The organism is Proteus hauseri ATCC 700826 (assembly GCF_001654965.1).
Taxonomy (GTDB): Bacteria; Pseudomonadota; Gammaproteobacteria; order Enterobacterales; family Enterobacteriaceae; genus Proteus; species Proteus hauseri.
In genome coordinates this window covers 49,725-74,340 of the sequence record NZ_LXEV01000011.1, presented here as the reverse complement: position 1 = coordinate 74,340, position 24,616 = coordinate 49,725, and the positions used below count along the sequence as shown (strand labels likewise).

The following is a 24,616-nucleotide window of genomic DNA, read 5'->3' as shown; positions in this document are numbered from 1 at the left end:
GTTTTAATTATTTGGTGCATTTTGCAATGGGTGAGCCAGAAAATATTGACGCAACCCTGCATGAATTGCAGCTGCGAGTTTTTCTTGATAAGCATCAGAGGTCAATAATTGCTCTTCAGAAGCGTGACTAATAAACCCCGTTTCAACCAAAATAGAGGGAATATCGGGTGAACGAAGTACACCTAAGCTGGCGTGTTCAGGTGTCTTTTTATGGAGTGAGCCGACTTTTCTTAATTCTGATAACACCGCAACAGCAACGTCATAGCCAACACGTTGTGAATTACCAAATTGTAAATCCAATACAGTCTGACTTAAATAAGGGTCTGCACCTTCGGCCAAAGCATCGCCAGCACCACCTAACAATTCAGATTGTTTCTCACTTTGTTCAAGCCATTTACCTAATTCACTATTTGCACGACGATTTGAAAGCACCCAGACAGAAGCGCCTCTAGCACTATGATTAGGTGCAGAATCTGCATGAATAGAAACCAACATATTTGCCCCTTGTTTACGGGCTACTTCTGAACGTCCAGCGACAGAAATAAAGTAATCGCCATTGCGGGTTAATACGGGTTTAAACATTGGGTCATTACGTAAACGTACTTCTAGTTTTTTAGCCACACTTAAAGTGACATCTTTTTCACGCATCCCTTTTTGCCCTATAGCACCGGGATCTTGCCCCCCATGCCCAGCATCAATAGCAATAATAATTTGGCGAGAACCCGTAGTAGGTTTAGAAGGTATTGAACGAGGCTCAATTTTAGCTGTTGGCGTTACAGTTTGCACTGTTGTTGGCTTGATAGGCGTCATCGGTGCCATATTCATATTTACGGCAGATGACGATAATACCACCGTGTTTACTGAAGTTTGATTACTTGAGCTTTGGCGTGAATTTAATCCTTTGAGAGTAAGTACTAACTTATAATTACTCCCCTGAGCACTAAGACTTTCTGTTACCGCAATTGGCTGAGCAAGCTCTAAAACAATACGCTGATATTGACTATCTTGCGATTGACTTGTCCGTATTTTAGTCACTAACTGACTTGCACTTAACGACATTGGTAATCCAGTAATATTAGCACTCTGCTTAAAATCGATAACTAAACGATCTGGCTTTTTAAGCGAAAAATATTTATAACCCGGCTTCCCATCACTAAAAGTAAATGTGAGGGTTGTTAATGATGCACTATTTTCCACTTTAACTTCTGTTACTGTTGCAGCCTGTGCTGATTGCACAAAGAAAAGCGAAATAAGAAACAACAAAAAGCCAACGAAATAACGCTGACTTTGGCTCACCATAGTGACGAGATTTGACATAATCAATATTCCTTTATACAGACTGAATACGGGATAAAACTGTATTCCCTCTTTGAGAAAGGGCAACAAAACGAGCCGTTCTGCCTTCATTTTCATAACTTAAATGAAGTTCTAAATCTGCACTTGGTAAAAACCCTTCGCCTTGAGAAGGCCATTCAATTAAACACAGTGCATCTTGTTCAAAATAGTCACGTATTCCCATAAATTCGAGTTCTTCAGCAGATGCTAGGCGATATAAATCAAAATGATAAACAGGATTTGGTGACAGCATATATGGCTCAACTAGCGTATACGTTGGGCTTTTAACATGTCCTTGGTGACCAAGAGCCTGCAAAAATCCTCGGCTAAAGGTTGTTTTTCCAGCGCCAAGATCACCGTATAAATAGATGATCAACCCAGCATGATCAGCGGCAATAGCAACAGAACGCCCCAGTTCTACTGTTGCAGCTTCATCTTTTAATGTAACAACCCATTCTTTCATATTCATATAATCTACTATTAGGTAATAACGGCTAAAAAAACCAGATCTTTGGTTAAAATCAAATACCAAGCTTTTTGTATTCTCTTAAGGCAAATAGCTATCTAAATCAGTGTTCAAATAACCATACCATAAATCTATTTATCACGAGGATTTTTCCTAATGCCTCTCTATGATACACTGCGCGCTCTTAGGACTCACCTCTTACCTATTTATTTGGTTTATCATGCCATTACTTGACCTCAATCTCCTCGCCCATAACATCAAATTATGGGGCACTGAACTCGGTTTTCAACAAACGGGAATATGTGATACCGACTTATCTTTAGAAGAGCCTCGCTTACAAGCATGGTTAGATAAGCAATATCATGGAGAAATGGCATGGATGGCAAAATATGGAATGACTCGCGCCAGACCTCATGAACTCGTCCCCGGCACTTTGCGCGTAATTAGTGTCAGAATGAATTATCTTCCTACTGATGCCGCTTTTGCACGAACACTTAATAATCCTGAGCAAGGCTATATCAGCCGTTATGCGCTTGGCAGAGATTATCATAAAGTTTTAAGACAACGTCTTAAAAAATTAGGGGAAAAAATTACACAATACTGCCAAGAATATGAATATCAAGATATCGTCAATTTTCGCCCATTTGTTGACTCAGCACCGATTATGGAACGCCCTTTAGCCGTTAAAGCTGGACTTGGTTGGGTTGGTAAACACTCACTAGTGCTCAACAATAAAGCGGGATCTTGGTTTTTTTTAGGTGAGTTGTTAATTGATTTACCATTGCCTGTTGATTCACCCGTTGAAGAACAATGCGGCAAATGTGTTGCTTGTATGACAACCTGCCCAACAGGTGCCATTGTTGAACCTTATACGATTGATGCTCGCCGCTGTATTTCTTATCTCACAATAGAGCTTGATGGTGCGATCCCTGAAGAATTTCGCCCTTTAATGGGTAATCGTATTTATGGATGTGATGATTGCCAACTTATTTGTCCTTGGAACCGTTTTTCATCATTAACTGATGAAGATGATTTTTCTCCTAGACGAGCACTTCACACGCCTGAACTACTGGATCTTTTCCATTGGACAGAAGAGAAATTTCTTCGTATTACGGAAGGTTCACCCATTCGCAGAATAGGCTATTTACGTTGGCTTAGGAATATTAGTGTGGCGTTAGGAAATGCACCTTATCAAGATAAAATCATACTTGCTCTACAAGAACGCTTTGGTTTGAGTGAAGTTTTAGATGAACATTTACATTGGGCAATATCACAGCAGACCGCCAAACGTAACGAAAAAGAGATAAAAATACAGACTTCGCAGCAAAAGCGTCTAGTAAGAGCTATAACCAAAGGCTTACCTAGAGATGCTTAATTTTTAATAGATTAAACCAATCTGCAACTATAGATAGTTTCGTCTGTGAATAAAATAAAAATCCCTTGCCTATCAACATGAAGAAAAAATTCAAGCGAACCAAGACACAATTTTTAAAAAAATAAAATAGACTTAAATATCAAATAGATATAAACGAACGCGATTAGAGAGTAAAAGCGAATAATATTATCGTTTTATGATAATGCCCTGTGGATAACTCTGTGCAGTAAAAAAATGAAAATGACTTAGAAGCGGTGGTTACCAGAATCTGACTGTGGATAATTCAATTTGGGAATATATTAAGAATAGTAGAATATATATCACATTTTTTTAAAGAAAAGCCCTAAAAACACTTTCCTTTACTCAAAACATTATTCAACCTGTTCTTAACAGAATAAAGACCTAAAATATAAAAATACAACTAACAACGAACACTTCCCTGAATAAGGAAAGGCGCACATTCTAGTGCTGTAAAAATAGAAAAGCAAGGAAAGATCGAAGATAGATCACAAAAAAATAGCTTGATCTTACTGAGAGTTACAATATTGATCCTTTCATATCAAAATAGCTAATCCTCTTTTCTAAAACACTAAGTAAAATCCACTAAACAAACACCATACACAGTGTAGTCGATATTTTAAAAAGCGAGAGAAAAAAGAAATTTTTTTGATGAATATTTTAAGAATTGAAATTTGATAAAAGCAGAAGAGGAAAAATTTGGAGCGGGAAACGAGACTCGAACTCGCGACCCCAACCTTGGCAAGGTTGTGCTCTACCAACTGAGCTATTCCCGCATATTTGGTAAGGTTTAGATAATTATCAAAGAAAAATTTGGAGCGGGAAACGAGACTCGAACTCGCGACCCCAACCTTGGCAAGGTTGTGCTCTACCAACTGAGCTATTCCCGCGTCGCATAATACTGATAACTATCAAAGAAAGATTGGAGCGGGAAACGAGACTCGAACTCGCGACCCCAACCTTGGCAAGGTTGTGCTCTACCAACTGAGCTATTCCCGCATCTTTCTTACACCCGTACTAACGAAATTCTTCATCGGTACGGGAAGCGCATTATACGAGAAAAATGATTAACCGCAAGCCCTTATCACCAAAAAAATACGTTTTTTTGATTACATGCCGATAAAATCAGCATAATGCTGCAAGAACAATCATCAATGCTTATTTTTTATTCTTTAATAAAAGTTTTACGATAATACGCAAGTTCAGCAATGGATTCACGAATATCGTCTAAAGCTTGATGCGTATTTTTCTTAGTAAAACCCGCTAAAACTTCTGGTTTCCAGCGACGAGCCAATTCTTTTAACGTACTCACATCAAGATAACGATAATGGAAGTATTGCTCTAACTCTGGCATATAACGGAAAAGAAAGCGCCGGTCTTGCCCCACACTATTACCACAAATAGGTGATACCCCTTGCGGTACCCACTTTTCTAAAAATTCGATAGTGGCTTTTTGTGCGGCTGCATCATCATATTCACTCGCTTTTACACGCTCAACTAAACCGCTACCTGTATGAGTACGTGTATTCCAATCATCCATTAATTCCAACTGTTCATTTGATTGATGTACAGCAATAACAGGGCCTTCTGCTAAAATATTAAGTTGAGGATCTGTCACGATAGTGGCAATTTCAATAATACGATCACGTTCAGGATCAAGCCCAGTCATTTCCAGATCTATCCAGATAAGATTGTTCTCGCTTTTTGACATAATATTTCCTAGCTGTTTCTAAGAGTGAGACATGATATTTTAACGCTATCATAACGCGTTTACTCAATAAGCACGACTGAAGAACATCTAACCGAATAACACAAGTGAGGATCGGTGACAAAACGTAAATTATCTAAGGGCCAGCAACGCCGAGTACAAGAAAATCATAAAAAGCGTTTGCACAGCAAAGAGAAAAAAAACCACGTTGAATTAGACGATACACAATTAGGTGAAGCCACTGAAGGCCTAGTTATCAGCCGTTTTGGTCAACATGCAGATATCGAAGCTGCAGACGGCACAATAACGCGATGCAATATTCGACGGACTATCTCATCATTAGTGACTGGCGATAAAGTTGTCTGGCGCCCTGCATTACAAACTCAAGAAGGTGTACGTGTTAATGGGATTGTAGAAGCAGTACATGAACGAACCTCTGTACTGACTCGCCCTGACTATTATGATGGCATAAAACCTATTGCCGCTAATATTGATCAAATCATTGTTGTTTCAGCTATTTTGCCTGAACTCTCACTCAATATTATCGACCGCTATCTTGTGGCATGTGAAACATTAGATGTCGAGCCATTAATTGTGCTCAATAAAATTGATATGTTAGATGCTGACAGTAGAAAAACAGTAAGTGAGTGGATGCAAACTTACAAAAATATTGGTTATCGTGTTATTGAAGTATCGAGTCACTCGAAAGAAGGTTTAGATGATCTGACAAAAGAGCTTATTGGCAGGATCTCTATTTTTGCGGGTCAATCGGGTGTGGGCAAATCAAGCTTACTCAATGCGCTACTGCCACCAACTGAAGAGAGCATTGTTGTCAACCAAGTTTCTGATAACTCTGGTTTAGGCCAACATACAACGACAGCATCACGCCTATATCACTTTCCTCAAGGCGGTGATGTTATTGATTCTCCCGGCGTTCGTGAGTTTGGCTTATGGCATTTAACACCCGATCAAGTTACTAAAGGTTTTATTGAATTTAGGCCTTATCTGGGTGGTTGTAAGTTCCGAGATTGCAAACATTTAGATGATCCGGGTTGTCTGATTAACGAAGCCGTTGAAAAAGGCGAAATCGATGAAACTCGTTTTGAAAATTATCATCGAATTCTAGAAAGTATGAGTCAGGTGAAAGTTCGCAAAAACTTTAATTCAGACTCTTAATAACAGATTCACTGACAACCCTATCAAGGGTAGGTACAATAGACCCCTTTTGTCTATTTTTTATCGTTCAATCCTAGAGGTTGCCATGTTGGACAAGCTAAAAATTAAACTACAGTATTTATTGCCTAAATTATGGCTAACACAGCTTGCAGGTTGGTTTGCAAATAAGAAAGCCGGTAGCATTACTCAATTTGTTATCAAGACTTTTGCCAAAACGTATAAAGTTGATATGAATGAAGCTAAAGACAGCCAATTTCAGGCTTACGCTACATTCAATGACTTTTTTATTCGTGCCCTAAAAGAAGGTGCTCGCCCTATCGTTGAAGGTGACAACCAGCTTGCTTTACCTGCCGATGGTGCAGTAAGCCAATTAGGTCTAATAAAAGATGATCAAATATTACAGGCAAAAGGACATCACTACACATTAGAAGCGCTGCTAGCAGGTAATTTTATGCTGGCAGATATGTTCCGTAATGGTCAATTTATTACAACATATCTTTCTCCACGTGATTATCACCGAGTGCATATGCCATGCAACGGTTTACTAAAAGAGATGATCTATGTACCCGGCGATCTTTTTTCTGTCAATCCATTAACCGCAGCTAATGTGCCTAACTTATTTGCTCGCAATGAACGCATTATTTGCGTTTTTGAAACTGCATTTGGCCCGATGGTACAAATTCTAGTTGGTGCAACAATAGTGGGTAGTATTGAAACTGTTTGGTGTGGCATGGTTACACCACCTCGCGAAGGTATTATTAAACGCTGGACGTATCCTCAAGCGGATAAGGCAGGCGCAATCTTCTTGAAAAAAGGCGAGGAAATGGGGCGCTTTAAACTTGGCTCAACGGTTATCAACCTTTTCCCTGAAAACAGTGTCCAATTAAATAAAGATTTAGTAAATGGCTCCGTTACATTAATGGGGGAACAATTAGGTTCCATTATTAATGTCGTTGACAATGAAAATTCCACTATCAACAAATAACATGTAATTCGGAGTATACCTTTGTGCGCCTGATAATCAGTCTGCTCTTCACGCTTTTTCTGACTGTTTCAATGACGACATCAGCATTATCCGCTGATGTAGAGAAATTACGTCAAGACATTAAACAACTTGAAGGAAGTACTAATCCTCAAGATATCGAGACGGTTCAGGCGCTACAAGGGACTATAAATTGGATTAATGATGGTGAAAAAGCACAAGCAAGTGCTGATAATTACCAAAAAGCAATTGATGATTACCCTCAAATGACACAAGAGCTTAGAACTAAGCTACTTGAAGAGAGTAATTCACTGCCCTCTATTCCTGAAAAAATCAGCATCCCTGATCTTGAACAAAAAATTATTCAAGTCAGTAGTCAGTTAATGGAGCAAGCAAGGCTCCAACAACAAGAACAAGATAAAAGTAGAGAAATAAGCGAATCATTAAACTTACTTCCTCAGCAATTATCTGAAGCGCGTCGCCTACTTAGCGATGCAACGGCACGACTTGCCTCAGCCAGCACATCAGCCACCTCACTTGCAGAGGCTCAAAACAAGTTGACGCAAGCTGAAGTGAATGCGCGCAAAGCAATGGTAAATGAACTAGAAATTGCTCAACTTTCGGCTAATAACCGTCAAGAAATTGTTCGACTTCGCCTTGAGCTATTTAAAAAACGCTACCAACGACTTGATGTACAATTACAACAACTGCGCAGTTTATTGAATATTAAACGTCAAGAAGTCGCCGATCTCGCCTTAGAAAAAACAGAAATGTTAGCAGTTCAAGGCGGTGAATTACCTGAATTTTTACGTAAACAGATTCAAACTAACCGTGAGTTATCTCAAATCCTCAATAAGCAAACGCAGGAAATGAGCCAACTAGCAGAAAAACAACGTATTACCAACCAGCAAACTCAACAAGTTCGCCAAACACTGACTACGATTAGAGAACAAGCACAATGGTTGAGTGGTTCAACAGCCTTAGGTGAAGCATTGCGAACGCAACTTGCACGCTTACCTGAAATGCCTCGTTCACAAGAATTAGATAGGGATATCATTCAATTACGTGTTGAGCGCCTTGGCTATGAAGATATGCTGGAAAACCTCAATAAAGTCCAGCCACCAGAACAAGCGACCAATGGTGCAAAACTACCAGAAGCTCAGCAGTATATTTTTGATTCTTTAATTCAAGCACGACATGAGTTACTTAACTCACTGCTATCAGGTTACGATACACAAATCCTTGAATTAACAAAACTTAAGGTCGCCACAACTCAGCTATCAGACGCATTAAGAGAAACTAAAGACGCAACAAATCGGTATATGTTCTGGGTTGCAGATGTAAGCCCGATCAAATTTAATTACCCAGTTCTATTAATTAAAGATATCACTCGCTTACTTTCATTAGATACTTTCTCACAGCTTGGTCATGCGGCAATTAACATGCTCAAAAATCAAGATACCTTCTTATACCTATTTGTGACGTTATCTATTGTTGGCTTTAGTATTCGGACAAGAAAACACTACAACGCCTTTCTTGAAAGAGTCAGTAACCGTATTGGCAAAGTGACTCAAGACCATTTTTCACTTACTGTTCGCACCGTTTTCTGGTCCATTTTAATCGCGCTTCCCTTACCACTTTTATGGTCAGCAGTGGGTTATGGTTTACAAAGTGTTGAGTGGCGTTACCCGATGGCGGGTGCTATTGGTTATGGCGTAACCGCAGCCGCACCAGTGCTATGGCTATTTATGATCAGTGCGACATTTGCTCGTCCTAATGGCCTATTTATTTCACAATTTAAATGGAAAGAGAGCCGTGTTAAAAAAGCGATGCGCTTTTATCAGCTCTCTATTTTTGTCATTGTCCCATTGATGATGTCACTTATCACTTTTGAATATTATAGTGACCGAGAATTTGCGCCTACAGTCGGACGCTTTTGCTTTTTATTACTCTGTATTGCGCTAAGTTTTATTACCTCAAGTCTGAAAAAAGCGCATGTTCCTCTCTATTTAGATAGACATGGCTCTGGCGATAACCTCATTAACAGTATTTTATGGTGGTTCTTGCTTATGGCCCCCGTTATCGCGGGATTAGCTGCCGTTTTAGGTTATCTCTCTACGTCTATTATTTTACTTGGTCGATTAGAGATGTCCGTGGCAATTTGGTTTGCCTTGCTAATTATCTACCATATTATTCAGCGTTGGATGCTTATTCAGCGCCGTAAACTGGCCTTCGAAAGGGCGAAACAAAAACGTGCTGAAATTTTAGCTCAGCGAGCAAAAGGCGAAGACGAAAATACGATAGTAAGTAGTAGTGGTGAAGGCTTAGCAGGATTAGAAATTGAAGATCAAGCTATCGACCTTGATGCAATCAGTGCACAGTCTATCGACTTAGTTCGTTCAATACTCACGATGCTCGCATTAGTTTCAATGATATTACTGTGGTCTGAATTAAATACTGCATTCTCATTCGTTGGCAATATTCGGCTGTGGGACGTCACCTCTTCGATTAATGGTGTAAACACCATTCAACCGATCACTATGGGTTCTATTCTGGTTGCAGTACTTGTCATTATTATTACCGCACAGTTAGTCAGGAACCTGCCTGCGCTGCTTGAATTAGCTATTTTACAGCACCTCGACCTGACACCAGGTACAGGCTATGCCATCACCACAATGACCAAATACAGCATCACTTTAATAGGTAGCATTGTTGGTTTCTCTTTATTAGGTATTGAGTGGTCGAAATTACAGTGGCTAGTGGCGGCTATGGGGGTTGGACTGGGTTTTGGTTTACAAGAAATTTTTGCCAACATCATTTCAGGGCTAATGATACTCTTTGAAAAACCAATTCGTATTGGCGATACCGTGACAATTCGTAATCTCACAGGGAAAATTAGTAAAATTAATACCCGAGCAACAACATTATCTGACTGGGATAGAAAAGAGATCATTGTTCCTAACAAAGCATTTATTACAGAACAGTTTATCAACTGGTCATTGTCAGATTCAATAACTCGTATTGTAATGACAATACCCGCACCAGCGGAATGCAACAGTGAACAAGTCACTAACGTGCTATTAGAAGCGGCTCAGCGTTCTACGCTTATTTTAGATAATCCAGCAGCAGAGGTTTACCTTGTCGATCTACAACAGGGTATTCAAATATTTGAATTGCGAGTATATGCCGCAGAAATGGGGCATAGAATGCCAGCTCGTCATGAGATACACCAAAACATTCTTGCTGCATTTGCGGAGCATGGTATTGCACTGCCTTTCCCACCATTCCAAGCCAGAGTTGATATGATGGGAAACACTATTCGTAGTACAACTCGAAACTCTCAACGAGAAGTGGGTGGTTTATAAACTATCCACATCGATTGTTCTGATAAAAAGCCACTATGACTTTTTAGGAAAATAAAGTTAAATAGTGGCTTTTTCTTTCATATTTCATTTTTATGCTCTCAATTTAATCTTCATATCAGCCTACCCACTTTATCGTTACCTATATCTAACTGATCTACTCTGTACAATTTAAGTACAATTTGTTTGTAAATCACTCAGATGATTATAACCAGATACACGCTTTTTTCTTTTTTTTGTTAAACAAAACTAATAGATAGTAACACGTGAAACTATTTAACTTATGTAAAAATAAGATAGTAATAAAGAGAGCATCATAAATAAATAGTTCTTGTTTTACATTTTTCCTACCAATATCTCTTTACTCAATTTATTTCACTAATAAAACGTCAATCCAAAGAAAATGAATATTGATTTACTAATGTGATTATTTCTGTTTATTGAGTTGAGTCTAGTTATAGCATCGAGATTCCACTTCCTCTTTTATTTCGCTTTAATTGGCACTCATATAAAAAAATCACTTCATTTATTGATTAAGATCATTACTGTTACGTTCTTGTACTTATTGAGCACTCATAAAATGAGTGACAATATGCTATTTTTAGAACTTAATTTTATAAATTAGAATTAAAATCACACTTTAAAACCCCTAAGCCAAATACATTACAACCTAAACTAAATATATTTAGCCTTTTCCTAACAGTCACCAACATAGCTTTACATAGCAAATTAATCCTACAAGACGAGATATAACACCTAAAACATTCTAAATTAGACTTGTTTTTTACTCTTTTACTGTTTTTATTTTTTGTCATCACCACCATGATCATTTATAAAAACAATATAACAGCAAATTTTAATGCTATTTTTATTTAAATCTATTTATTTTATTTTTATATAGCACTAATGAAAAATAAAAAAAATCGATAATAACAATAAAAATAAAAATAATTCATCACAACTTTAAAAATTAATTAAAAATAAATAAAAACCCAATAAAGATAAAAAAATATAAAAATAAAAAATAAAAAATAAAAAAACCGTCTTATTTTCTTATAATCAAAAGAAAAAAAATTAATTAAAATAAAAGAAAAACACTATTTAAAATTAATCAAATATTATAAAAAAACAAAAAATAAAAAAATAAATATTAAGCAAAAAAAAGCACATAATTAAAAAGTAGTAACACTTCTTATAATGTTAATATTTATTAAACTCAATATAAAAACCAGTATTACTACCTATTAACAATGCTAAGATATATTGCTAGCTTCATTTGTAGCGAGTAATTAATAAACAATAATAAAAGGCTCCATTATGGAAAAATCACGTACAACACTCGACCAATGGATTACCTTACAAGCCGTCGTTGATTACGGTGGATTTGCTCAAGCTGCTGAAATACTGCATAGAACCCAGTCATCAGTGAGCTATACTATTAATAAATTAGAGCAAATACTGGGAATTGAAATTCTCTCATTAGAAAAAAGGCGAGCCGTATTAACTCATGAAGGTGAGTTATTGCTTGAGCTATCAAGAGAAATCACTGAGAAAGCAATATCTCTAGAAAATAGAGCTAAAAAAATAAAACAAAACAATAAGTTAAAAATAAATTTACTTATCGACCCATTATATACATCTGACTATCTTTTAAACAAAATATCTGTTTTTATTCGAGATAATAGACACTATGATCTGAATATTAATAAGGTTTCACTCAATAAATCAGATATTTTTTCTCAAAAAGAAAACGATATTATTATTACTCATCATTATATTAAATCACTGCAACCTATTGTATTAGAAAGAATTAAAACTGTACTAGTCACACATCCAGAGCATCCACTACAACAGTATGCGGGTGATGAAATTTCTCAACAATTACAAAAGCATACCTTTGTTTCACTCTTACCTGATACTTCAGAAAATAGTAATAGTATACAAAACGTTAGCGTCGGCTCTGTGGAAACAGCGCTTAATTTAATTCAGCATAGTATTGGTTATTCACGTTTACCGTTACCACTTATTCAAGATGAACTGAATAAAAAAACAATAAAACAATTAAATATGCAACAAGAAGAAAAAGAATATAAATTCTATCTCTATATGAATAAAAATTCATTTCCAACGGAGGATATTAAAATTTTATTATCAACAATAGGTAATAAAAACGCATAGTTAATTATTAAATAACATCCAAATATATTTAATTAAAAAAACGAACATTAAATAAATTGATAGTAAAACAAAAAAACTCATGTAAATGTTTATTAACTTAACAAATAAGCAATGTTATATTTTATTCGCATACCTTCTATGCAAATAAATCTATTCTTATAAATTAATTATTAAAGACTAAAAAGTAAATTTCTTTACTTTTTATATAGGACCGACCATGAGCAAATTAAATAAATCTCTCTATTTATTAGGGATGAGTCTCTCTCTGCTTTCTGCTCCTGCTGCATTTGCTTCAGGCACAATTAACTTTACCGGAGAAATAACCGATCAAGCTTGTACTGTTGATAGTACATCTAAAAATCTAACCGTAGATTTAGGAAAAGTATCATCAAAAAGCTTAGCAACTAAAGGGGAAGTTGCTGGACTTAAAGATTTCACCATTAAACTTGTCGATTGCCCAGTAGATACAACTGTTGCAGTGCGTTTTGGTGGTACTCGTGATGCAATTGATAGCGATATTTTAGCCATTGACACTGTTGCTGGCGGCGCATCTAACGTTGGTATCGCACTGTTTGAAAAAGACGCTGTTTCTCAAATCAACCTGTATGCTGACTCAAAAGAAGTCATCATTCCTGGCACTGAAATCAATTTAGATTATGTTGCTCGTTATAAAGCAACCGCAAAAGCCACACCAGGCCCAGCTAACAGCTCTGCTGTATATAGCATCCAATACAAATAATAAAAATGGAGGGTAATCGTTATTACCCTCTTCCCCCATTTTCTCAACCTTATGGCCTCTTATGAAAAAGCATATTTTCTTAATTCTATTTTTGTTTTTTTCTCTCATAACGGTAAGCCATGCTGCTGGAATAAGTGTGGGAGGAACGCGTTTTGTTTATAACGATAGCAAACGTGAAATTAGTATTCCTATTATGAATACCGATAAAGAAAAGCCTTATTTAATTCAGAGCTGGGTTTCAGCGTATCAAGGCACAGAAAAATCGCCTTTTATTGCAACTCCGCCGCTGTTTCGTATTGAACCTGATAGCACAGGTACTGCACGAATTTCTTATACGGGAGAGCCTTTAGGCTCAAACCAAGAAGTCGTTTATTGGTTAAATATTAAATCAATTCCACCTGTTGAAAAAAGTCCTGAGAATCAACTGCAATTAGTTATTAATTCTCAGTTTAAACTTTTCTTACGTTCAAATGATATTGAACCTATGGATTTTAATAACGTTAAATTATCACAAAAATCCCAAGGTCTTATTATCAACAACAACACACCTTATCACCTGACGATTAAGCATATTTTAATTGGTGATAAACGCTATCCATTTGATGATTTTATTAATCCTCACCAAGAAACTGTATTGCTTAAAGAAAGCAATATTCACCAGAAAGTGACCGTGCAATTTATTAATGATTACGGCGCAACTGTAGATAAAGTATTAAATTAAGAGCGCATCGCTATGTCTTCATCAATAATGACTTTATCAAAAAAACAGTCTATTCCTGCGACTGAACATTACCGCTACTGCATAATTGCTATGGCTATTAGTGCAGTACTATTTCCTTATACAACACAAGCAGCACAAACCTTTAACCCAGAAGCACTCAATTTAGGTGTCGAAAATCAGGTTGCGGATATTAATAATCTTGACTACTTCTCTTATGCCGGTGGTCAACTTCCAGGTGTCTACTCTGTTGATATTTATTTAAATGAAAAATTAATCGATAACCGCCAAATTAGTTTTATCTTTGATGATGATAAAAAGGCTTTAGTTCCTGAGATCACGAAGCAAGATTTACTTAATTGGGGCGTTAAAGAAACGACAACGCCAACACTAAACCAGCTCAATAGCACTGCAACAATTACCGATATTGCAAGTGTTATTCCTAATGCCACGCATAAATATGATTTCTCACGGGCGCGTTTATCGTTTTCTATTCCTCAAATTGCTTTATACAATTATGGACAGGGCTATATTTCCCCTACAGAGTGGAACGATGGTATTAACGCCGCCTTTGTTAACTATACCTATCGCCAAAATAAATATTGGTATCAAGAGCAAAAAGATAGCAATAGTATCTTCTTGGGGCTTCGTAGTGGCGTGAATGTCGGTGCATGGCGGTTACGTAACCATAGTACTTACAATAAAAATAGCGATAATGCGTCGGAATGGAATAACCTACAAACCTACGTTGAACGTGATATTCGTAGCTTAAAAAGCCGTTTAACTATTGGGGAAACCGCATCTGATGACGGCATTCTTGAAAGTACACCTTATCGTGGTATTAAATTAGCCTCTGATGAAAGTATGCTGCCCCAAAGCCAGCGCGGTTTTGCCCCAGTAGTCAGAGGTATTGCACAAAGCAATGCCGTTGTAACCGTTCGCCAAAATAACAGCGTGATTTATCAAACATCGGTTCCTCCAGGAGAATTTGCTATATCAGACCTTTATCCCACCTCTTATAGCGGTGATTTACAGGTCACAATAGAAGAAGCAGATGGCACAACCAGAACTTTTTCTCAGCCATTTTCTGCAGTTCCCATGATGCAACGAGCGGGTAGCTTAAAATACAGTTTCGATATTGGTAAATATAACGCTGATAATGCAGCCAGAAAGCCCACTTTTTTACAAACCACGGCTATTTATGGCCTGCCTTATAATCTCTCTATTTATGGTGGTACGCTATTATCAAGCGATTACCAAGCTTATGTATTAGGTACTGGTATAAATTTAGGTTATATAGGCGCGGTATCAACAGATATCACTTATGCTCGCACTACGCTACTTGATGATACCGATGCTCAAGGGCAATCTTATCGCATACAATATTCAAAATATCTGCCAGAGACAAAAACCGGCTTTTCATTAGCATCTTATCGTTATTCAACCAAAGATTACTATGATTTTTCATCGACTAACGAACAGCTTTCACATCTAAACCATAAGAAAAAACAATTTCAGGTTTCTATTTCTCAATCATTAGGTGACATCGGTTATCTCTCGTTAAATGGTTATCAACAATATTATTGGGATAGAGACAGAGTTGATCGCAATGCGACATTAAGTTTTAACTCAAATTATCGTTCTCTCAGCTATAGCGTTTCTTATGCGTACAACAAACGCCAAGATAATGAATTAACAGATCAAATTCTATCGATAAACTTCAGCCTTACTTTTGATATTACTAATAATAACAATTGGTTAAGCTATCGCTATAATACCAGTAAGCAAGGTGATTCCATTAGTTCAGTTAGTTTAAGTGGAACCCAATTAGAAGATAACAATCTTCAATATGATATTTCACAAAACTATAATCACACCCGACAAGAATATAGTGGTTCAGTAAATAGCAACTACACCGCTTCTGGTGGAGAATTAAGCGCGGGCTATAGCTATGACAAACGCTATCAATCAGTTAATTGGAGCGCAACAGGAGCATTATTAGTCCACCAAGGTGGTGTTACACCTTCTCGTACTATTTATGATTCTGCCATTTTAATTAAAGCCGAAGATGTTGATCATTTAAAAGTCAGCAGTACGCAGAGTTTATATACCAACTCTCAAGGTTATGCCGTGATCCCAAATGTTTCACGCTATGAACGCAATAAAGTAACTGTAGATCCTGCATCTTTAACAGGTAATAACGATGTTGAATTAACATCAACAACAGTTATACCAACCAAAGGTGCCATTGTTTTAGCCGATTTCAAAGCAAGAAAAGGTGCCAGAGTACTCGTCAGTTTGCATTATAACGACGCAGTATTGCCATTTGGTACTCAAGTCGAGATTTACCAAGATGACCGCGTAATTTCTAGTGGGATCATCGCCAATGAGGGTGAAGTTTTCCTTAATGGCGTACCTGAACAGAGCCTATTACGTGCTAAATGGGGTAATAGCCAAACTGAGCAGTGCCAAGCCACATTAAAAGCGGATCTTTCATTAGAAAAAATTCAATTTTTACAACTGGATTGCAGATAGGTGATAAATATGAATAAGTATATAACGCTAGGTTGTCTGTCTGCTCTTTTGTATACATCAACCGGCTTGGCAGAATATCGAGCTGATATGACAACAAAAACAGTGACTTACTCGACACCTATTTATGTATCCAGAACCGCACCAATATTAACTGAACTTGCGACGATAGACTTAGGCTCGATGAATGCATGGACATGGTGGAATACCACCGGCACTGTTAGACCTGGGATATATTTACCAGGCAGTTTATCAGCCTCTAGCCCCAAAGTCGGTGGGGCTTATGTTAAAGAACTTGGTTCTAGCGGTGTCGGTTATACATTATATGGGTCAATCAGTGGTGGTTGCAGTGGAGCCGCTTATGTTGATGGTTTGCAGAATGTTGATGGTAACTATAGTAACCGTCTTATTTGCTCGACAGCCTCAAGCAGCAGTAATTATGCAGTATCATTAAAAATGACTCTGTACAAACTACGCAACGATGTTAAATCACAGACAATACCGACTACATGGGTCGCAATGTTGATTTTGTATAATAATGGCTTTATCACCAGTGATACTTATGGAAAGGTTGAACCTAAAATTAATCTCGCGCCATTAACTATTATTTCAAGTGGTTGTGATGTCGTGAATAATAATATTAATGTGCCGATGGGATCAGTCGCGAAGTCCAGCTTTAATGGTGTTGGCTCCGTTAGCCCTGATAGTATTAATGACTTTAATATTGATTTGAGTTGTGACCCAGTATCACCAATTAAAATTAAATTTGATGGCGTTGCGGATAGTAGCCAAACCGCAGGAACAATAACCTTAAATAATGCCAACGACACCAACACGGCAAAAGGCTATGGCATACAAGTTAAGTATCAAAATCAGCCGATAAAACTGGGTCAATTAATGACGATTAGTGAAAAAAATAACGGCGCTGGTAATTATTCTATTCCGTTAGAGGCCGGTTATATTCAGATTTCGGATACAACAACAGCAGGAAAAGCCGACGGTACATTACAATTTACGATGCAATATCACTAAATTAATTAAGTACGGCTGTCATTATCAAAAAAGGCAGAACATAAGTTCTGCCTTTTAACGTTATAGCGGGAAAACATAAATGAGTGCTTAAACCTGATATAACTTACGTAAATAATGAGGAACTGCATCATCGACATTAGAACCAATGACTTCCATATGAGGTAACAGATCTTTTAGCATTTGATGCGCATTTTGCATAATGCAGCCCTTACCTGCCATTTTCAGCATCTCTTTATCATTCATACCATCGCCAAACGCGATAGCATCATGAATTGTGTGTTGCATCAGCTCTGCTACTTTTTCAAGAGCTTCACCTTTTGATACTCCACCAGCCATTACTTCTAAGCAACTACGTAGTGAAAAACTCACATTAACCTTATTGCCCCAACGTTGGTTAATTTCACTTTCTAGTTTTAATAACAATTCATGATTTTCTGAAGTAAAGAAGACCTTACAAACATCTGTTGTCGGAAATCCTGTTTTACCAAATAATTTATAATTAAACTCAGACTCTTGAAAAAACTCACAAAATTCAGGTGTTTCTTTGTTGATATACCAGTAATCACCACAGTAGATGTTAGTTTCAACTTCAGGATGATCAAATACCATTAATGAAAGATCGTAAGCTATCTCAGGCTCAAGGTCTTGACTAAAAATCAGGTCACCATGAGTATTGTGAACTCTTGCCCCATTGGACGTTATCATATAAGCGTTAATGCCTAATCCATCACGGATTTGCGCAACATCAATATGATGACGTCCTGTTGCAAAAACAAAGTGAATGCCTTTATTAATAAGTAAATGCAAAGTTTCTTGAGTATAGGGAGTTAATAAATGATCGGGTGATAGCAGCGTGCCATCAAGATCTGAAGCGACTATCGAATACATACACGTTCCTGATTAAAATAAATGCTTATCATAAAACTCACAAATTTTACTTAATGCTTGTGAGCGTAGCTTATCTATTTCGAACAAGATTTCGTGATGTGCCCCTTCAATCACCAAGGGCAGTTTTTGCTTTTTTTCTCTTGTTCTGGACTGACTATATTGTTCACAGAAAGCCCTTAACTCCCGATTATCTACCACTTTATCTTGTTCAGCCTCTAACACCAATAAAGGGGTATCAATCTCTCCCGCATGTTCTATCAACCAATTTCCTGCTTGTAAGCTTTCCCCCATCCAATGATAGGTAGGACCACCTAATCGTAACTCAGGAAAATCAGCGTAATAACGTAAATAACGACGGTATCGTTCATGGCTATGGGTTAGCACATTAAGAATAAATGGCAATGGAAACCACTTACCTGTTGATGCCGCATAGTTATTTCTATCTGATAAATTTTGCTCTGCTCGGCTAACTAAAAAATTAGCAACCCATCGAGGTATAGGTAAATTAATACCAAACATCGGAGCGCAGAGTGCTGCTGCTTTAAAGATATGGGGTTGTCGTAGAAGATATCCTGCTAATATTGCGCCTCCCATTGAGTGCGCTAAAGCAAAGTGATGTTGATACTGATAGGGTAATACTACGCTATCAATAAAAGTTGAAAAGTCATCAATATAATCACTAAATTTTTCTACGTGTCCTTTTTGTGGATCATCAAGCATACGACCCGAAAGTCCTTGTCCTCGATGATCAAGGAGAAAAATATCATACCCCATATGGAAAAAATCAAAGGCAACTTCTGGATACTTTACATAACTTTCGCTACGACCCGAAGCAATAACTAAGGCTTTATTGTGCGAAGGTGAACGCCAGTACACATAGCGGATCATAATGCCATCGACACCAATAAATTCCCCTTCTTGCCGCTGATTCCAAAAATCTAATAAGGTGCCATTCGTAAAAGCGGCAAATTGCTTTTCACGAGATAACCACATGTATTTTAAAAGAGTGGTTGTCATTGGCTCTCCTTACTTCGTTATTCAAAGCCCTCTATATGATCGCGGATCAGCGTCATAAAAGCGGGACCAAAACGTTCAAGCTTTCGTTGCCCTACGCCATTAATTAATAACAGTTCATTGGGATAAACTGGGCACTGTTGTGCCATTTCAATCAACGTGACGTCATTAAACACAACAAATGGCGGGATATTCTCTTCATCAGCAATAGATTTACGTAATTTGCGCAATTTCGCAAATAGTTTTCTATCATACTGTCTATGGCTATGTTTTGTTTGTTGATTACGGCTTTTTGTTGGGCTAAGTAATCTTGGTACCGCTAACTGCAACGCAATTTCGCCTCGTAAAATAGGTCTTGCCGTCTCAGTTAACTGTAACGCCGAGCGATGAATAATATTTTGTGTCACCATACCTAAATGGATTAATTGGCGAATAACACTTACCCAATGCTCGTGGCTTTGCTCTTTGCCAATACCATAAACGGGTAATGTGTCATGAGCTGTATCTCTAATACGTTGATTATTAGCACCACGTAATACCTCAACAATATACCCAATGCCAAAATGTTGTCCTGTTCGATAGATACAAGATAACGCTTTTTGCGCATCAACTAAGCCATCATATTGTTTAGGTGGATCAAGACAAATATCACAGTTTCCACATGCATCTTGGCGATGCTCACCAAAATAGTTCAATAACACTAAACGTCGGCAAGTTTGCGCTTCAGCAAAAGCGCCCATTGCATTTAATTTATGAGTTTCTATTGCTTTTTGGTCGCTTTCTGGCTTTTCATCTAAGCAACGACGTAACCACGCCATATCTGCCGGATCATAAAATAATACGGCTTCAGCAGGTAATCCATCTCGTCCTGCTCGCCCTGTTTCTTGGTAATAAGATTCAATATTACGAGGGATATCAAAATGTACAACAAAACGTACATTGGGTTTATTAATTCCCATACCAAAAGCGACCGTTGCCACCACAATTTGTAAATCATCGCGTTGAAAAGCATCTTGCACTTTAGCTCGTTCAACGATTTCCATTCCTGCATGATATGCCGCAACACTTAAGCCACGTTTACCTAGCCGTTCTGCGGTTTCTTCAACCTTACTACGGCTATTGCAGTAAATAATACCTGATTTACCTTTTTGGCCGCGAATAAACAGCCAAAGTTGATCTAAAGGTTTGTACTTTTCTACTAAAGTGTAGCGGATATTTGGCCTATCGAAACTACTGACATGAATTAAAGGATCACGTAATACTAGCTGATTAATTATATCGTAACGTGTTGTGTTATCAGCCGTTGCAGTTAGTGCAATGATAGGAACATCAGGGAGATACTGACGTAATAGTCCAATACCGCGATATTCAGGCCGGAAATCATGCCCCCACTGTGAAATACAATGAGCTTCATCCACTGCTAATAATGCAGGCTGCCACTGAACTAAGTTATGAAGAAAGCTCTCCATCATTAAACGTTCAGGAGCAATATAGAGCAGTTTTATTTCACCTTGTTGACAACGCTTTTGTACATTAAATTGTTCTTCACGTGTTTGGGTCGAATTAAGATAGGCCGCTTCAATACCATGAAGACAAAGCTGGTCTACCTGATCTTTCATCAGTGAAATTAAAGGAGAAACAACGACAGTGAGTCCATCGAGCAAAAGTGCTGGAATTTGATAACAAAGAGATTTTCCACCTCCCGTTGGCATAACCACTAAACAGTCACGGCCTGTTGTAATGGTATGAATAATCTCTTGCTGACCCGGGCGAAATTGTTGATAACCAAAGGTATCACGCAAAATAACCTGAGCTGATGGCATTGAGTTAAGAACTTCTGCTGTGGACACTCGTTCCTCTGAAAAACGGATTAAAACTATAATGAAGAGCGAAAGAAAAGGCACCTGCTGGGTGCCATCATCATTTATATAACTATGCTACCCCAGAACGAGGAAAATTACAGCATATCATTAAGCATCACGCCAACACCAAAACGCGTCTGGCGGAAATCATAATCAATCATTGATTCGCCATAGCCACTAAATAATTGAGTGTAGAAACGCACATGTTTAGTTATTGGATAACTCCAGCCTAATTCGGCGGCGCCGTAACCACTATTCCAGTTATATCGCCCTGTTGCTGTTATAACACTATCCCCTAATTGGTAACCCGCTTTTAAACGGTAATAACCCATATAACGGTTAATTTCTGGATTATCATCATTATGAGCACTTTCACTAAAACGATACCAAGGTTTTAAATCGAGCTGAAAGTTACCTTTTTGCGCCATAAAACGGGCATAAACACGGTTCCAGCTGCGAGAAGTTGGGTCAGAACGACCATTTGATTCGTGGTTAAAACCCGTTTCGATTTCGCGTAATGTCCAACCCGCAAAACGGTAATCCGTGACCCAACCTAAAAAGAGTTGTGGTTCATAGTTAGTTTCACGAAAAGGTGCAGATTCTTTCTTGTTACTTAATTGCCACCAAGAACGTTGGGTATAAGAAGCAGCTAATACTGAGTTTTCGCCAGCGATGCCACGCCAAAGAGGGAACGCAAGGCTTAACTGAAATTTCACTTCATCTTTTTTAGCTTTATCACCCCAATCATAACTAGCGATAGCCTCTTTATTCATATCAGAGGTTTTCGTATAAATAATATAGTTTGATTCATAAGGATAAAGTACAAAAGGTGAGTCATATTCTTGCAATAAACCAGAAATAATACTGCCCTGAACAAGCGGTGCCGGAGAAGAAGTCAATGTTTCTGACGCTGTACCCCATGCTGGATAGAATAAAATCACCGCTAGCAAAGAACGGATGTAACGCATAGTTAATTATCCTGTATTATTGATGAATAAGAAAAAGAGTTAGCGCCAAATAGCTAATTAATTCTTTTAAATACGACTTATTACACTTAAGGCTCCATATTTTACACGTAATTTCCATTAAATCTCGTATATTTTCTCATCATTATATTTATAGCACGAATAGAAAATTACGATTTCGTCATGCATTATTAACATTATATTAACTTTAATGATGTAATATTAGAGGATTAAAAATGGAAAAGCAGTTAACGCTAGAAGAAGCACAAGCTTTAATCGGTCATGTTTTTGTGTATCAGATGCCATTTAATCAGCTTATTGGTTTAGAGCTTCTTCGTTTTGAACAAGATTACGCTGAAATTCAATTTCGCTATCAGGAAAAACTTGTTGGTAATATTGCTCAACGTATATTACATGGCGGAATGATCGCCACGGTTTTAGATGTCAGTGCAGGGCTTGTTTGTGTAGGCAATGCCTTAACTCGTTTAGCACCGATATCCCAAGAGCACCTCCAACAAAAACTCGCGAAAATGGGTACTATTGATTTACGCGTCGATTATTTACGCCCTGGCCGTGGAGAGATTTTTACTGCCAGTAGCCATATTTTGCGCAGTGGTAACAAAGTGTCCGTTGCTCGCGTTGAATTACATAACGAAAAACAAATTCATATCGCAAGTGGTACAGCAACTTATATTGTTGGCTAAATTGTTGGCTAAAACTGAGCGTGCGCTGAGATGTTTAGAATGTTATTAATTACTTGTAAAAATGCATACCTGATGACACATTAGAGATGTCATTGGGTATGATAGCCCCGTCACAATTTTCCTTTCCATCAATTCCAGAGATAGCATGAGCCAGAAAAACACGATGAAAGGCGTCTTATGTGCCTTAGGCGCCTATTTTATCTGGGGTATTGCCCCTGTCTATTTTAAAAGCATTCAAGAAGTGCCCGCCGAAGAGATCCTAACGCACCGTATCTTATGGTCTTTCTTTTTTATGTTGATTCTAATGACAGTAAGCCGTCATTGGCCTTATTTACGTCAACTTATCCGTCAACCAAAGAAAATACTCCTTTTAGCCTTAACGGCGGTGATTATCGCCAGTAACTGGCTAATTTATATTTGGGCGGTGAACCACGGATTTATGTTAGAAGCCAGCCTCGGTTATTTTATTAATCCACTGGTTAACGTACTCTTTGGGATGCTCTTTTTAGGTGAACGCTTTCGCCGTATGCAATGGATTGCTGTTGGATTAGCCTTTACTGGTGTCCTAATTCAATTATGGCAATTTGGTTCTGTTCCCGTTATTGGGCTAAGTCTTGCAGTAACATTTGGTCTTTATGGGTTATTACGTAAAAAATTAGGTGTTGATGCACAAACAGGTATGACCATTGAAACGCTTTGGTTATTCCCTATTGCGTTAATCTACATCCTATTTTTCACCCATTCTTCAACCAGCAATATGATGGAAAATAGCTGGTCATTAAATACATTGCTGATTGCAGCGGGTATTATCACCACCATCCCACTACTGTTATTTACAGAGGCGGCACAACACTTGCGCTTATCTACACTGGGTTTTTTCCAATATATTGGCCCAACGTTGATGTTTATTCTTGCCACGATGGTTTATGGCGAAAACATTGATGCCGAGCGTTTAGTCACTTTTGGTTTTATTTGGGTTGCACTTATTCTGTTCACATTAGATGCGTTATACACACAACGCCGACTAAGACGTTCTTAATTACCTCGTCTTTACTCTTCCGCCAAATTAGTTATTGCGACAAAGGCGGAAGAGGATCGTTTTCTTTTATCAGATTTTAATAATGAGCTACGCGCAATATTTTCTACATACCGATAAGCTCTTTTCATTACAAATACCGGTGAATTAAAAATACGGATGCTACGTTGCCAAGCAACATAAAATAAATTTACGTGAGGTATAAAATTACGTTGGCGCTGTAATAGTTTGATATAGGAGTCTTCGTCATTGTTTAGCTCAGAAGGACGATAAAAATCCTGTTCAATAACAGGTGGCGATAAAGTCGCTACCGGTATTGGCTCCTCCTCCAAATCAAAAGTAACATATTGATACTTATTTATTTTATTTAACGAAGTAGCCGTTTCTAAACTGGGGATGTAATAACACGCTATAGGAGCTATTTTCATAAATTAATATCCGAAATAAAATTTTATTTCGTGATTATTCAGAACTCACCCATAGCTCACAGTAAAAAAAAGCCCCTATTAGTCATTTACGCTAATAG

The 24,616-nt window shown here is 37.7% G+C and carries 19 protein-coding genes and 3 tRNA genes; 11 read left to right on the top strand and 11 right to left on the bottom strand.

Annotated features, from left to right (window positions below; translation table 11 throughout):
• Positions 1-3: 3 nt before the first annotated feature.
• Positions 4-1,317, bottom strand: coding sequence for an N-acetylmuramoyl-L-alanine amidase (locus M997_RS02805; protein WP_064718588.1), 1,314 nt, complete (start codon positions 1,315-1,317; stop codon positions 4-6).
• 13 nt (positions 1,318-1,330) lie between these two features.
• Positions 1,331-1,798: a tRNA (adenosine(37)-N6)-threonylcarbamoyltransferase complex ATPase subunit type 1 TsaE gene (tsaE, locus tag M997_RS02800; protein WP_064718749.1), complete on the bottom strand. Its 468-nt coding sequence runs from the start codon at positions 1,796-1,798 to the stop codon at positions 1,331-1,333.
• A 223-nt stretch (positions 1,799-2,021) separates the two neighbouring features.
• On the opposite strand from tsaE, the gene queG reads away from it, so the two are divergent.
• The gene (gene queG / locus M997_RS02795; protein WP_064718587.1) at positions 2,022-3,176 is read left to right on the top strand and encodes a tRNA epoxyqueuosine(34) reductase QueG; all 1,155 of its coding nucleotides are present in this window, start codon (positions 2,022-2,024) and stop codon (positions 3,174-3,176) included.
• Positions 3,177-3,894: 718 nt separating this feature from the next.
• Here the strand turns inward: queG and M997_RS02790 are convergent.
• From M997_RS02790 to orn, 4 genes are all read right to left on the bottom strand, one after another.
• A tRNA-Gly gene (locus M997_RS02790) sits at positions 3,895-3,970 on the bottom strand.
• Positions 3,971-4,008: 38 nt separating this feature from the next.
• Positions 4,009-4,084 (bottom strand) — tRNA-Gly (locus M997_RS02785).
• Positions 4,085-4,117: 33 nt separating this feature from the next.
• Positions 4,118-4,193 (bottom strand) — tRNA-Gly (locus M997_RS02780).
• A 166-nt stretch (positions 4,194-4,359) separates the two neighbouring features.
• On the bottom strand, positions 4,360-4,905 hold the full coding sequence (gene orn, locus M997_RS02775; protein WP_064718586.1) for an oligoribonuclease: 546 nt from the start codon (positions 4,903-4,905) through the stop codon (positions 4,360-4,362).
• A gap of 114 nt (positions 4,906-5,019) precedes the next feature.
• Here orn and rsgA point away from each other — a divergent pair, with 114 nt between their 5' ends.
• The 8 genes from rsgA to M997_RS02735 all read left to right on the top strand — a co-directional run bounded on the left by rsgA (position 5,020) and on the right by M997_RS02735 (position 17,621).
• Positions 5,020-6,078, top strand: a complete 1,059-nt coding sequence (gene rsgA / locus M997_RS02770) for a small ribosomal subunit biogenesis GTPase RsgA (RefSeq protein ID WP_064718585.1) — start codon at positions 5,020-5,022, stop codon at positions 6,076-6,078.
• 85 nt (positions 6,079-6,163) lie between these two features.
• The gene (asd, locus tag M997_RS02765) at positions 6,164-7,063 is read left to right on the top strand and encodes an archaetidylserine decarboxylase (RefSeq protein WP_064718584.1); all 900 of its coding nucleotides are present in this window, start codon (positions 6,164-6,166) and stop codon (positions 7,061-7,063) included.
• A 23-nt stretch (positions 7,064-7,086) separates the two neighbouring features.
• On the top strand, positions 7,087-10,425 hold the full coding sequence (gene mscM / locus M997_RS02760; RefSeq protein WP_064718583.1) for a miniconductance mechanosensitive channel MscM: 3,339 nt from the start codon (positions 7,087-7,089) through the stop codon (positions 10,423-10,425).
• A 1,314-nt stretch (positions 10,426-11,739) separates the two neighbouring features.
• Positions 11,740-12,600 (top strand): LysR family transcriptional regulator, encoded by an 861-nt coding sequence (locus tag M997_RS02755; RefSeq protein WP_064718582.1) that lies wholly within the window; start codon positions 11,740-11,742, stop codon positions 12,598-12,600.
• Positions 12,601-12,817: 217 nt separating this feature from the next.
• Complete coding sequence (locus M997_RS02750; protein ID WP_064718581.1) at positions 12,818-13,339, top strand: fimbrial protein; 522 nt, start codon at positions 12,818-12,820, stop codon at positions 13,337-13,339.
• 61 nt (positions 13,340-13,400) lie between these two features.
• A complete protein-coding gene (locus tag M997_RS02745; RefSeq protein ID WP_064718580.1) occupies positions 13,401-14,060 on the top strand; it encodes a fimbrial biogenesis chaperone in 660 nt (219 codons plus the stop codon).
• Positions 14,061-14,087: 27 nt separating this feature from the next.
• Entirely contained in the window at positions 14,088-16,592 is a 2,505-nt protein-coding gene (locus tag M997_RS02740) for a fimbria/pilus outer membrane usher protein (RefSeq protein ID WP_420874846.1), read from the top strand.
• Positions 16,593-16,601: 9 nt separating this feature from the next.
• Positions 16,602-17,621 carry a fimbrial protein gene (locus M997_RS02735; protein WP_064718578.1) on the top strand — a complete coding sequence of 340 codons (1,020 nt, stop codon included), beginning with the start codon at positions 16,602-16,604 and terminating at the stop codon, positions 17,619-17,621.
• Between the two features lie 87 nt (positions 17,622-17,708).
• Here M997_RS02735 and yigL read toward each other — a convergent pair whose 3' ends face one another.
• The 4 genes from yigL to pldA all read right to left on the bottom strand — a co-directional run bounded on the left by yigL (position 17,709) and on the right by pldA (position 22,353).
• Positions 17,709-18,509 carry a sugar/pyridoxal phosphate phosphatase YigL gene (gene yigL / locus M997_RS02730; protein ID WP_064718577.1) on the bottom strand — a complete coding sequence of 267 codons (801 nt, stop codon included), beginning with the start codon at positions 18,507-18,509 and terminating at the stop codon, positions 17,709-17,711.
• Positions 18,510-18,521: 12 nt separating this feature from the next.
• Positions 18,522-19,526, bottom strand: coding sequence for a lysophospholipase L2 (pldB, locus tag M997_RS02725; RefSeq protein WP_064718576.1), 1,005 nt, complete (start codon positions 19,524-19,526; stop codon positions 18,522-18,524).
• A 17-nt stretch (positions 19,527-19,543) separates the two neighbouring features.
• A complete protein-coding gene (recQ, locus tag M997_RS02720) occupies positions 19,544-21,373 on the bottom strand; it encodes an ATP-dependent DNA helicase RecQ (RefSeq protein WP_064718575.1) in 1,830 nt (609 codons plus the stop codon).
• A gap of 107 nt (positions 21,374-21,480) precedes the next feature.
• On the bottom strand, positions 21,481-22,353 hold the full coding sequence (gene pldA, locus M997_RS02715) for a phospholipase A (protein WP_064718574.1): 873 nt from the start codon (positions 22,351-22,353) through the stop codon (positions 21,481-21,483).
• Between the two features lie 233 nt (positions 22,354-22,586).
• Between pldA and M997_RS02710 the strand changes: the two genes are divergently transcribed.
• Positions 22,587-23,054, top strand: coding sequence for a thioesterase family protein (locus M997_RS02710; protein ID WP_064718573.1), 468 nt, complete (start codon positions 22,587-22,589; stop codon positions 23,052-23,054).
• 145 nt (positions 23,055-23,199) lie between these two features.
• A complete protein-coding gene (gene rarD / locus M997_RS02705; protein ID WP_064718572.1) occupies positions 23,200-24,093 on the top strand; it encodes an EamA family transporter RarD in 894 nt (297 codons plus the stop codon).
• Positions 24,094-24,104: 11 nt separating this feature from the next.
• On the opposite strand, the gene M997_RS02700 is transcribed toward rarD, so the two are convergent.
• Complete coding sequence (locus M997_RS02700) at positions 24,105-24,518, bottom strand: hypothetical protein (RefSeq protein WP_064718571.1); 414 nt, start codon at positions 24,516-24,518, stop codon at positions 24,105-24,107.
• Positions 24,519-24,616 lie beyond the last annotated feature (98 nt).